Genomic DNA, 11,708 nt, shown 5'->3' with positions numbered 1-11,708 from the left:
CCGATCTCTGATCAGTATCCGGTCGGCTCCCGGATGCGCACATGAACAGTCACCGATCTGGGGCATCGCGTAATCCGCGAGTCGGCAGTTTCCTTGAGAGCACAGCAGTTCAGGAGTGACACACCGCAGCGGGACCACAATCTTGCCCGCCCGTCCACCGCGGACGGCGGCCAGTTTCCTCTGATGGATTCCGACCCGTCGAGTCGATATCGCGCGTCGGACGCCTCAGCAGGCGAAATCAAGACCTCATGCAGCATCTCACTGCGGAGGAACGAAAGGACATCCGTGACTGATACGGACCTGATCACCGCGCCGAGCGTCGCCGACGACCAAGGCGCAACCAAGACCAAGGCGCGCGCAGGCCTCTCCGGCATGGTGCTTACCGAACTCCGTTCACTCGCAGGTGAGCTGGGCATCAAGGGCACGTCCGGAATGCGCAAAGGCGACCTGATCGCCGCCATCAAGGAGCGTCAGGGCGCAGGTGCGCCCGCGTCAGACGCTCCCAAGGCCGCGGCCACGAAAGCCGAGGCCCCCAAGGCCGCGACGCGCGCAAGTGCACGTCGCACCAAAGAGACCGGCTCGGCTCCCGAGCAGATGACGATCTCCGCGGAGGAGACCGCCGCGCCGTCGAAGTTGGCGTCCACCGAAGGCCAGCCGCGCCCCGCGACCAGCAGGGACGACGTGAATAGCGTCGGTTCCGCGGGCGCCGACGCTGGCGTCTCGACCACCTCGGTGGCAGCGGGCGAGTCGAGCTCTCGCAACGATCGTGCTGACGGCGACCGCGGGAGCACCGACCGAGCCGGCGGAAACAATTCCGGCAACGACAGCTCCGGCAACCAGAGCGCCAACAACCGCAACCGGAATCGCAACCGCAGTGGCGGACAGGGCGGCTCCAACTCGGGCGGCTCGAACAACAGCGGTTCCAACAACAGTGGTTCGAATGCAGGTCAGCAGGGTGGCGACACCAACCAGGGTGGCCAGCAGAACAGCGGTAAGAACCAGGGCGCCAGCAGCAACCGCGACAACAACGCCCGTGACAACCGTGACGACGACGGCGAGGGCGGCGGTCGCGGTCGCAGGGGTCGACGCTTCCGTGAGCGTCGCCGCGGGCGTGACCGCGACGGTTCGGGCAATGGAGAGCCGCAGATCTCCGAAGACGACGTGTTGCAGCCCGTCGCCGGCATCCTCGACGTGCTCGACAACTACGCGTTCGTGCGAACCTCCGGCTATCTGGCCGGACCGAACGACGTGTACGTCTCGATGAACCTCGTACGCAAGAACGGGTTGCGCCGCGGCGACGCGATCACCGGTGCGGTGAAGGTTCCGCGCGAGGGTGAGCAGCAGAACCAGCGGCAGAAGTTCAATCCGCTGGTGCGGCTCGACTCGGTCAACGGAATGGATGTCGACGCCGCTCGTAAGCGACCCGATTTCAACAAGCTCACCCCGCTGTACCCGAATCAACGGCTGCGCCTCGAGACGGGCAAGGAGCAACTCGACACCCGTGTCATCGACCTCATCATGCCGATCGGCAAGGGGCAGCGCGCATTGATCGTGTCCCCGCCGAAGGCCGGTAAGACAACGATCCTGCAGGACATCGCCAACGCGATCGCGACCAACAATCCCGAATGCCACCTGATGGTCGTGCTCGTCGACGAGCGACCTGAAGAGGTCACCGACATGCAACGTTCGGTCAAGGGTGAGGTCATCGCCTCGACCTTCGATCGGCCGCCGTCAGACCACACCTCTGTGTCCGAACTCGCGATCGAGCGCGCCAAGCGGCTCGTGGAGCAGGGCAAGGACGTCGTGGTGTTGCTCGACTCGATCACCCGACTGGGCCGCGCCTACAACAATGCGTCGCCCGCGTCGGGGCGCATCCTGTCCGGTGGTGTGGATTCGACAGCTCTCTACCCGCCGAAGCGCTTCCTCGGTGCCGCGCGCAACATCGAGAACGGCGGATCGCTCACGATCATCGCGTCCGCGCTGGTCGAGACCGGTTCGACCGGTGACACGGTCATCTTCGAGGAGTTCAAGGGCACGAGTAACGCCGAGCTCAAACTCGACCGCAAGATCGCTGATCGTCGTGTCTTCCCGGCCGTCGATGTCAACCAGTCGAGCACCCGCAAGGACGAGCTGCTGATGTCGGCCGAGGAGTTCGGGATCATGCACAAGCTGCGGCGCGTCCTGAGTGGACTCGATTCGCAGCAGGCGATCGATCTGCTGATCAGTCAGCTCAAGAAGACCAAGAACAACTACGAATTCTTGCTGCAGGTCCAGTCGAACACCCCAGGCGCCATGAAGGACGACTGATCACGGTGCAGACCGGCTGACACAGCACAGCAACTGAGCAGGGGCCCGCGGACTCTCACCTTGGAGAGTCCGCGGGCCCTCTCGTATTCTCCGAGATCGTTCTTTCACCGTGCTGTCAGGCGTGCGGCACGGTGTCTGCGCACGGCGGCCCGATTCGCGCACGTGGGCGAGCAGTAGCGCTGCCTGCCATTTCGGGAGACGTCGGCGTACACACGAGTGCATTCGGCGAGTTCGCATTCCCCCAAGCGGTCGATGCCGCGGCCCGTGAGGTGCAATGCCGTCGCGGCGGAGATCAGCACGCAGATCTGCTGCCAGCCCGCGACGTTGTCGTCGCGGAAGTGCAGATGCCAGCCCGTACCCGCATGATCGGTCAGTCGGGGAGCTGCCGCGTGGTGGAGGAGTAGATCGTTGAGAAGATCTGCCCGGACCTGTTCGTCGACGGCACGGGCAACGGCCCGCCACCGCTCGAGGTATTTGAGTGTCTTGTGTAGATCGCGGATGCCGACGTCATCGGCGTCGAACACGAACCCTGCTGCGTCGCATCGGGAAACGAGTTCACCGGCATCCCGCGGCGGATCGTTCGCCAGGTCGACGGCCAGCAGGACCGCATCCTGCCCGTAATGGTTGAAATGCACAATGCCATTACATCACAGTGGGGACATGGCACTCACACACTTCGACCATGCACACCGGTGGACCACCCAGTCCCGTCACTTCACGTCCACGGGTGCGGTTGTCTACCAACGGTGTTCGTGCGGCGCATTCTCCGTCATCGAGTATCCGATCGGGTCCACCGACACCCCCGACGAAGCCGTTCGGTTCTGCGCAGAGGTCGACGTGATCAGCCCTCGTCGTCCCACCCGATGCCAGAAAGCGAGCCCCTCTGAGTTCTCGGTCAGATAGGTTGTGCGCGAGGTGTTTCCGTCGTTGCCGAAAAGGGAAGATGATGGTCGACACCTGCTCGCGCGCATTGTCGGAACCGCTGATGGTGGGGCGGGTCAGTAGACGTCGCGGACGTAGCGTCTGTCTTTCTTGAGTTGCGCCAGCACATCCTTCGCGGAGGCGATGCTGTGGTGGCCGTGTTCGGTGACGATGTCGAGCAACGCCTCCTCGACATCGTGGGCCATGCGAGTGGCGTCGCCGCAGACGTAGACGTGAGCGCCGTCCTCGAGCCAGCGGTAGAGGTCGGCCCCGTGAGCACGCATCCGGTCCTGGACGTAGACCTTGTGGTCCTGATCGCGCGAGAACGCCAGGTCGAGGCGGTTGAGGACGCCGTCGCTGACGAACCGGGCGATCTCCTCTCGGTAGATGTGATCGCACGTCTCGTGCTGGTCGCCGAAGAAGAGCCAATTCTGCCCCGACGCACCGCGTTCGGCGCGTTCGTGCAGAAACGCGCGAAACGGTGCGACGCCGGTGCCCGGTCCGATCATGATCACCTTCGCGTCGTCGGCGGGAAGCCGGAACGACCTGTTGGGAGTCACGAACACGCCAACCGTCTGCCCGTCGACGATCCTGTCGGCGAGGTGGGTCGAACACACGCCACCACGTTCCCGTGCGCCGCCTGCTCGGTAACGGATGGTCGCCATCGTGAGGTGCACTGTTCCCGCATGCGCACGAGGACTCGACGAGATGGAGTACACGCGGTGCGCGAGCGGTTGGAGTTCTGCGAGCAGTTCGTCGGGCGTGATGGTGAGTGACCTGTCGACGTCGAGGAGGTCGAGAACGTCCTTGCCCCACAGCCAGGCGTCGAGGGCATCGCGGTCACCAGTCGACACCAGATGGGTGAGTTCGGGATCGCCGCTGCGTGCGGCGATGTGGTCGAATAGATACTTCGACGCCGTCGCGATCTCATAGCGGTCAGTGAGAGCGTCGCGGAGAGTCCGCTGCTCCTTGCGGTCGACGACCGGGGTGTCAGGGGAGACCCCGAGCCGGTCGATGATGCGGTCGACCAACGCGGGATCGTTGCGCGGCACGACGCCGAGCCCGTCGCCCGGCTCGTAGGTCATCCCGCTGTCACCCAGCGAGAGCACCAGGTGTCGGACCTCTTTCGCCGACCCCGCACCGGAGAGGACCGTGTTGGCGATCACCCTGGCCGGGTAGGGACTCTTGCGGTTCCACACAGACTTTCGTCGACGCGACGACGTCGATCGCAGCATGTCCGCGTTGCCGGTCTGCGTGGCGTAGGCGATCAGCGACGGATGCTCCACGAACTGCGCCGTAGCAGGATCTGACGTGGAGGAGTCCGATGAGCCGGTGGGAATGTAGGGAAATCGCATGTCATCCCGTCTCGAGGTGTGGCACAAGGGTGGTCGGCGCGTGATCTGTCGGCTGCCGGTGACCTGTGTGCGTATCGAGGGCCTCGTCTCGTCGCCGCGCACGACTATAACTCAAGTAACTTAGGTAAGGCACAGTAAACTAAGGTTGCCCTCATCGGGATAACGACCGGGTGAGTGATGGCATCGCGTCGTGCAAGTGTCCCAGCGTGCGGGGTGCACGTAGCCCGCTGGGCGCTGGCGGAATGAATGTGTGCGAGGACGTGTTGAGGCGTGTGACAGGCAGTCGAGTCGAGTGCGACGGCCACGACGGGAGCGCCGCGACGTCATCACGTAGTCGCGATTTCCGTCAGGGCCTGGCCCGATGGCATACTGGTCGGTCGAGTCCGGTACCGGTTCACACCGCCGAATCGCGGCGGTGACCCGGCGACCACGAGAAAGGGACACCAGAATGAAGCAGGGAATTCACCCCGATTACCACACGACCACGGTCGTCTGCGGCTGTGGCAACACCTTCGAGACCCGCAGCACCGCCGAGAACGGTCGGATCAACGTCGAAGTCTGCTCGCAGTGCCACCCGTTCTACACGGGCAAGCAGAAGATCCTCGACACCGGCGGCCGCGTCGCGCGCTTCGAGAAGCGCTACGGCAAGCGCACCAAGAAGGCCGACGCCAAGTAGCACACCTGACGACGCCCGCCCGGTTATCTTCAACCGGTCGGGCGTCGTTTGTGTTGTGTGTCGCTGTGTTGTGTGTCGCTGTGTTTGCGCCGCGAACGCGTGACTGTGTCGCAGATGTCTGACGAGGAGGATCAGTAGTGGGTGAGAGCACGAAGAATGCCGGTACGGCGATAGACGACATCCTCGCCGAGCATGCCGGACTCGAGCAGCAGCTCTCCGATCCCGCGTTGCACGACGACCCGGCCAACGCACGCCGCGTGGGCAAGCGTTTCGCCGAACTCGCGCCGATCATGGCGACCTATTCCAAATTGCAGAGTGCGCGTGATGATCTCGCCGCAGCCGAGGAGCTCGCGGCCGACGACGCAGCCTTTGCCGAGGAAGTCCCTGCGCTGCAGGAGTCCGTCGCCGTTCTCGATGCCACGTTGACCGACTTGCTCGCGCCTCGCGATCCGCATGACTCCGACGACGTCGTGCTCGAGATCAAGTCGGGCGCGGGTGGCGAGGAGTCGGCGCTGTTCGCCTCCGATCTGGCGCGTATGTACCTCAAGTACTGCGAGCGACACGGATGGAAAGCCCAGATCCTGGGTGTCACCGAGTCGGATCTCGGTGGATACAAGGAGGCAACGCTCTCGATCAAGGGCCGCGAACCGTCGCGTGACGGTGTGTGGTCGCGCCTGAAGTTTGAGGGTGGCGTGCATCGGGTGCAGCGTGTGCCGGTCACCGAATCTCAGGGGCGGATCCACACGTCTGCCGCGGGAGTACTGATCTACCCGGAGCCCGAGGAGGTCGAGGCGGTCGAGATCGACGAGTCGGACCTGCGGATCGACGTTTACCGGTCGTCGGGCAAGGGCGGTCAGGGCGTGAACACCACGGACTCGGCCGTGCGGATCACCCACCTCCCGACCGGGATTGTCGTGACCTGCCAGAACGAACGCTCACAGCTGCAGAACAAGGCGCGTGCCATGCAGGTGCTCGCGGCGCGTCTGCAATCGGCCGCCGAGGAGGAGGCCGAGGCAGCGGCCGCCGAGGGCAGGGCCGCGCAGATCAGGACGGTCGATCGGTCCGAGCGAATCCGCACCTACAACTTCCCCGAGAACCGCATCACCGATCACCGGATCGGGTACAAGGCGAACAATCTCGACGCCGTGCTCAGTGGCGACATGGATGCACTGCTCGACGCGCTCGTGGCCGCCGACCGACAGGCGCGCCTCGAGGCGGAGTGAGGACAGCGCCGAGTGATCAATGATCAGATGACGTCGACGACGTCGGAACTCGCTGAAGCGACGCGGGTTCTCGCCCGCGCAGGAATCGAGTCGGCACGCAGCGATGCCGAGTGGTTGTTCGCGCATGTGCTCGACGTCGACCGTGGGCGGTTGGCGTTCGTCGACGAACCGGATGCGACGGCGCGGGCACGGTACCGGGATCTCGTGGCCCGGCGCGCTCGCCGGATTCCGCTGCAGCACATCATCGGGCGGGCCGCGTTCGGCCCTGTCGACGTCGCCGTCGGTCCCGGTGTCTTCGTGCCGAGGCCCGAGACGGAGGTGATGCTCGAGTGGGCCGTCGAGAGTCTGCGGAGCGTCACCCATCCGCTGGTCGCGGACCTCTGCAGTGGCAGCGGCGCGCTCGCCATCGCGATAGCGGTGTCGGTGCCGTCGGCTCGGGTCGTCGCTGTCGAGAAGTCACCAGCGGCCCTGCTCTGGCTTCGCCGTAACGTCGAGAATCTCGGGGTGGGGGACAGGGTGGCCGTGCTCGGTGCCGATGTCACCGACCACGCCGGGTTGCGTGAACACATCCCCGACGGCTCGCTCGACCTCGTCGTGGCCAACCCGCCCTACGTCCCAGCCGACACAGAGGTGTCACCGGAGGTCGACGCCGATCCCGCCGAAGCGGTGTTCGCCGGCAGTGATGGCATGGCCGTGATCACGCCTCTCGCCAACGTCGCCGTACGGTTGTTGGCGGCCGACGGCTTGATCGGCGTCGAGCACGACGACTCGACGTCGTCGCAGGTGGTGGACGCCTTCACTGCCACCGGATCATTCGAGGAGGTCCTGGCGCGTCGCGACCTCGCAGGCAGGCCCCGATTCGTGACAGCCCGCCGACGAGGCTGATCGGACCGACGACGCTGATCGGCGCCAGACATGTGTCGTGAAAGGATGAACCGGTGAGTACCGTATTCGATTGCACTGACGAGGAGACCCGCTCCGCTGGTATCCAGGCTGCAGTGGGGGCGGCCAAGGCGGGACGCCTGATCGTCACGCCGACGGACACGGTCTACGGCATCGGATGCAACGCGTTCGACGCCGAGGCCGTCACCGATCTCCTCGCCGCCAAACACCGCGGTCGGGATATGCCAGTCCCGGTACTCGTCGGTTCCTGGCACTCCATCGACGGACTCGTCCTCTCTGTCTCCGCGGCTGCGCGCAGCCTCGTCGAGGCGTTCTGGCCGGGAAGCGTGAGCCTGGTCGTGGAGCAGGCGCCATCGCTGGCCTGGGATCTGGGCGACACGTCCGGCACGGTGATGCTCCGGATGCCTCTGCATCCGGTTGCCATCGAGGTTTTGCGTGAGGTCGGACCAATGGCTGTTTCGAGTGCCAACGTGTCAGGTAGGCCGCCAGCGATCACGTGCGACGACGCGCGCGAACAGTTGGGCGACTCCGTGTCGGTCTACCTCGACGGAGGCCGCGCTCCCAAGGGCGAGCCGTCGACCATCGTCGACATCACCGGCCCCGTGCCGCGCGTCCTGCGGGAGGGGGCGGTGACAACGGCCGAGGTCGCCGAGGTGCTCGACGTCGATCCGGCCAGCCTGGTCGACTGATGCTCGAGCCCGTCACCGGTGCCGGCATGGTCGTCGCTGACATGCTGTCCGCTGATTCCGGTTCTGGCGGTGCCGGTGTGCCCCTGCGGGAGTTGCTGCTCGTCGGACTCACCGCAGCAGCGGTCACCTACTTGCTGACATCACTCGTCCGCGTCGTCGCGATCCGTGTCGGAGCGGTCGCGGTGCCCCGCGTACGCGACGTCCACACCATCCCGACCCCGCGCCTCGGTGGCGTCGGCATGTTCATCGGGGTACTGGCCGCGATCGTGCTGGCAGCAAACCTGCCGGCACTCAACAGGGGCTTCGCGTACACCAACGACATGGGGGCAGTGGTCACGGCGGGGGCGGTGATCGTCATCGTCGGCATCATCGACGACCGGTGGGGACTCGATGCCCTGACCAAGTTCGTCGGCCAGCTCACCGCTGCAGGGGTCATGGTCGTGATGGGGGTGAGCTGGCTTCAGGTGCCGGTGCCGTTCGGCAACATCGGAACGATCGTGCTCGACCCCTTCCAGTCCGGGCTCCTGACGGTCGTGATCACAGTCGCGACCATCAACGCCGTCAATTTCATCGACGGACTGGACGGACTTGCCGCAGGACTGGGACTGATCTCGGCGTCGGCCATCTGCATGTTCTCGCTGGGGCTGCTCCGCGATCAGGGCGGCGACGTCAGCTACTACCCGCCCGCCCTGATCTCCGTGGTGCTGGCAGGCGCGTGCCTCGGATTCCTCCCGCACAACTTCTCTCCCGCGCGGATCTTCATGGGCGACTCCGGCGCCATGCTCATCGGACTGATGCTGGCGGCGGCGTCGACCAGTGCCTCCGGGCGTATCGCGGTGAACGCCTACGGGCCCGCCGACGTCTTCACGCTGTTGTCGCCCTTGATCCTGGTGGCGGCCGTCGTCTTCATCCCGATGCTCGACATGCTGATGGCCGTGGTGCGTCGCACGCGTGCGGGCGTTGGCTTCTACACGCCGGACAAGCTGCACCTGCATCATCGCCTGCTCGAACTCGGACATTCCCAGCGTCGGGTCGCGCTGATCATCTACCTGTGGGTCGGCATACTCGCGTTCTCGGTCGCGGCGAGCACGATCTTTCCGATGCGGGTGGTGCTCCCGGCGTTCGCCGCAGGACTCGTCGTCGCCATGCTGGCGACCATGGCGCCCCGGCTGCAGCGACGCATTGCGAGCTTGAGGACAGCGCGCGCGCTGCGGTGAGCCGACCCGGGTGCGGCACGTGTGACGGGGTAGTGGGCGACGGTCCGGCCGGACGGTAGGCGACCGACCAAGCGGATAGGTAACCGGAGAGTAAAATCGTGTACTATCAGCTGTAGTACTTGAGGGTGATGCATGCGCCTGCGCTGTCAGCGTTGTGAGCTGCCACCCCGAGAAGCCAACACATTCTGCGAGGACACCCCCCGGTGACCGTGGAAAACCGTGTTGATAAGGTCACTGCAAATGCAGAGCGTACGCTCGGCGGCTCCTGCCGCGAGGACGCACGCTCATCGTCTGATGCCCATGGCATGAGGCGTGTCACGTGAGGAGAGGCAATGGCGACGTCCGCCCCTGACTCGGCTCCCGTGTATTACCCGCCCGCGCCGACCGGCCTTCTCCGACCGGCGATCATCGCCGGTGTCCTGACGGTCATCGTCGCGGTCGTCGCGGTGTATCTCGGCAGCTGGATGTTCCCGCTGTTCTTCGCCGTCGGCGTGGTCGCCGTCTTCATCAACACCAAGATGGTCATGATCTCCGTCGAACGTGTTGCCGCAGAAGAGAATCCCCGCAAGAAACTGCTCGCCGTCAACTCTGCCGCACGCCTCGGAGCCATCACCGTGCTCGCGCTGGCCGCGGCGTTCCTGTTCCGGCCCGACGGGCTGGGCGTGATGTTCGGACTCGCTCTCGGCCAGGTCGTCCTGGTGCTGAACACGGTGATTCCGGTGATGAAAGGACTTCGTAAGCAGCTATGATCGCATCGACTTACGGCGCCGAAACCCTCGTGCTGGCCGAGGCCAAGATCGAGGTCGGCCACCACAAGCAGGTGGAATGGCTCGGCATGACGTGGAACATCGACACGATCATCGCCACCGCCATCGCGGCAGTGATCGTGATCGCGCTCGCGTTCTTCGTGCGCTCGCGGATGACCTCCAAGCGCCCCAACGCAGTACAGCTGTTCTTCGAGGCCGTCACCACGCAGATGCGTACTCAGATCGAGAACTCGATGGGCATGAAGATCGGCGGGTTCGTCCTGCCGCTCGCGGTCACCCTGTTCACGTTCATCCTCATAGCGAACTGGATGTCGGTCCTCCCGCTGCAGTACGCCGACTCCGAAGGTGCGTCCCACGAGGTGTTCGCCCCGGCGGCCAGCGACGTGAACTTCTGCTACGCGCTCGCGCTCTTCGTGTTCGTCTGGTACATGGCGGCCGGTATCCGCCGCCGCGGGCCGATCGGTCACTTCAAGCGCCTCGTGAAGGGTCACGTCGCATTCCTGGCGCCGATCAACATCATCGAGGAGATCGCGAAGCCCGTCTCGCTCTCTCTCCGTCTTTTCGGCAACATGTTCGCCGGCAGCATCATGGTCGCGCTGATCGCGCTGTTCCCCGCCTACATCATGTGGGCGCCGAACGCGATCTGGAAGTCGTTCGACCTGTTCGTCGGCCTCATCCAGGCATTCATCTTCTCCCTGCTCACCGTGCTGTACTTCAGCCAGGCCATGGAGATGGACGAAGACCACTAGCAAGTCCGACCCCCGGCCGGCACCGCGCCGGTCGGACCTTAGACCTGGCAATCCGATTGCCAGTATCACCCGAAAGGAAAGTTCTCAATGGATCCGAATCTGATTGGTCTGGGCGCGTTGATCGGTGGCGGCCTCATCATGGGTGGCGGCGCAATCGGTGCCGGCGTCGGTGACGGTATCGCCGGTTCCGCGTTGATCTCCGGCATCGCACGTCAGCCGGAGGCTCAGGGCCGTCTGTTCACTCCGTTCTTCATCACGGTCGGTCTGGTCGAGGCCGCGTACTTCATCAACCTCGCGTTCATGGCGCTGTTCGTGTTCGCCACCCCGATCTCCGGCCAGTCCTGATCTTCCCGGTCTTTAGTCGGGTTCCTCGAACAACAAGGGACATCTGAACCATGAATCTCGCCGCAGAGAACTTCTTGATCCCCAACGGCACGTTCTTCGCGTGCCTGCTGATCTTCGTGATCGTGCTGGTCGTGATCCGCGCCTGGGTCGTGCCGCCGATCGTCAAGGTGCTCGATGAACGGCAGGCACGAGTCGCGAAGACCGCCGAGGACAACAACGCCGCTGCGGAGAGTTACGAGGAAGCCGACCGGGAGTACCAGGCTCGCATGAAGGACGCCCGCGCTGACGCGACCGGAATCCGGGACGAAGCGCGGGCCAAGGGGAACGAGGAGTTGTCGGAAGCGAAGCGGCGTGCGACGGACGAAGCCGACGCCGCTCTCGCCACGATCTCCGCGGACCTCAAGGTCGAGGCCGACAAGGCTGTGACCGAGGCCAAGCGGGACGTCGACTCGCTGTCGCAGACACTTGCCGATCGCGTTCTCGGCAAGCAGGGGGCCGGCGTTCAAAGTTCTGGGGCGGCGACCGCCTCGGCAGAGACTGAGACGGTGAAGTAGCA

General features: G+C 64.9%; 12 protein-coding genes and 1 pseudogene. 11 read left to right on the top strand and 2 right to left on the bottom strand.

The window, feature by feature from the left end:
* The first annotated feature begins 285 nt into the window (after positions 1-285).
* Positions 286-2,307, top strand: coding sequence for a transcription termination factor Rho (gene rho, locus LK459_RS01170; protein ID WP_227921279.1), 2,022 nt, complete (start codon positions 286-288; stop codon positions 2,305-2,307).
* 104 nt (positions 2,308-2,411) lie between these two features.
* On the opposite strand, the gene LK459_RS01165 is transcribed toward rho, so the two are convergent.
* Entirely contained in the window at positions 2,412-2,942 is a 531-nt protein-coding gene (locus LK459_RS01165; RefSeq protein ID WP_227921278.1) for a CGNR zinc finger domain-containing protein, read from the bottom strand.
* Positions 2,943-2,967: 25 nt separating this feature from the next.
* Between LK459_RS01165 and LK459_RS01160 the strand changes: the two genes are divergently transcribed.
* Complete coding sequence (locus LK459_RS01160; protein WP_227921276.1) at positions 2,968-3,210, top strand: hypothetical protein; 243 nt, start codon at positions 2,968-2,970, stop codon at positions 3,208-3,210.
* 95 nt (positions 3,211-3,305) lie between these two features.
* Here LK459_RS01160 and LK459_RS01155 read toward each other — a convergent pair.
* A pseudogene (locus LK459_RS01155) lies at positions 3,306-4,433 on the bottom strand (sulfite reductase subunit alpha); the annotation flags it as partial.
* A 598-nt stretch (positions 4,434-5,031) separates the two neighbouring features.
* Here LK459_RS01155 and rpmE point away from each other — a divergent pair.
* From rpmE to LK459_RS01110, 9 genes are all read left to right on the top strand, one after another.
* Positions 5,032-5,259, top strand: a complete 228-nt coding sequence (rpmE, locus tag LK459_RS01150; RefSeq protein ID WP_227921274.1) for a 50S ribosomal protein L31 — start codon at positions 5,032-5,034, stop codon at positions 5,257-5,259.
* A 137-nt stretch (positions 5,260-5,396) separates the two neighbouring features.
* Complete coding sequence (gene prfA, locus LK459_RS01145) at positions 5,397-6,482, top strand: peptide chain release factor 1 (protein WP_227921273.1); 1,086 nt, start codon at positions 5,397-5,399, stop codon at positions 6,480-6,482.
* A gap of 27 nt (positions 6,483-6,509) precedes the next feature.
* Positions 6,510-7,367 (top strand): peptide chain release factor N(5)-glutamine methyltransferase, encoded by an 858-nt coding sequence (gene prmC / locus LK459_RS01140; protein WP_227923510.1) that lies wholly within the window; start codon positions 6,510-6,512, stop codon positions 7,365-7,367.
* A 53-nt stretch (positions 7,368-7,420) separates the two neighbouring features.
* Entirely contained in the window at positions 7,421-8,074 is a 654-nt protein-coding gene (locus tag LK459_RS01135; protein WP_007240735.1) for an L-threonylcarbamoyladenylate synthase, read from the top strand.
* On the top strand, positions 8,074-9,291 hold the full coding sequence (locus LK459_RS01130; RefSeq protein ID WP_007240734.1) for an MraY family glycosyltransferase: 1,218 nt from the start codon (positions 8,074-8,076) through the stop codon (positions 9,289-9,291). Before LK459_RS01135 ends, LK459_RS01130 begins: the two co-directional genes overlap by 1 nt.
* Before the next feature lie 332 nt (positions 9,292-9,623).
* Positions 9,624-10,040, top strand: coding sequence for an ATP synthase subunit I (locus tag LK459_RS01125; RefSeq protein WP_007240733.1), 417 nt, complete (start codon positions 9,624-9,626; stop codon positions 10,038-10,040).
* Positions 10,037-10,807 carry a F0F1 ATP synthase subunit A gene (gene atpB, locus LK459_RS01120; protein WP_227921272.1) on the top strand — a complete coding sequence of 257 codons (771 nt, stop codon included), beginning with the start codon at positions 10,037-10,039 and terminating at the stop codon, positions 10,805-10,807. The genes LK459_RS01125 and atpB overlap by 4 nt, the downstream gene beginning before the upstream one ends.
* A gap of 87 nt (positions 10,808-10,894) precedes the next feature.
* Positions 10,895-11,152, top strand: a complete 258-nt coding sequence (locus tag LK459_RS01115) for a F0F1 ATP synthase subunit C (RefSeq protein WP_005179417.1) — start codon at positions 10,895-10,897, stop codon at positions 11,150-11,152.
* A gap of 50 nt (positions 11,153-11,202) precedes the next feature.
* On the top strand, positions 11,203-11,706 hold the full coding sequence (locus LK459_RS01110) for a F0F1 ATP synthase subunit B (protein WP_007240731.1): 504 nt from the start codon (positions 11,203-11,205) through the stop codon (positions 11,704-11,706).
* Positions 11,707-11,708: the final 2 nt, after the last annotated feature.

The organism is Gordonia otitidis (assembly GCF_020735545.1).
GTDB lineage: Bacteria > Actinomycetota > Actinomycetes > Mycobacteriales > Mycobacteriaceae > Gordonia > Gordonia otitidis.
The sequence above is the reverse complement of the archived record's forward strand: the minus strand, read 5'-3'. Positions and strand labels throughout refer to the sequence as shown.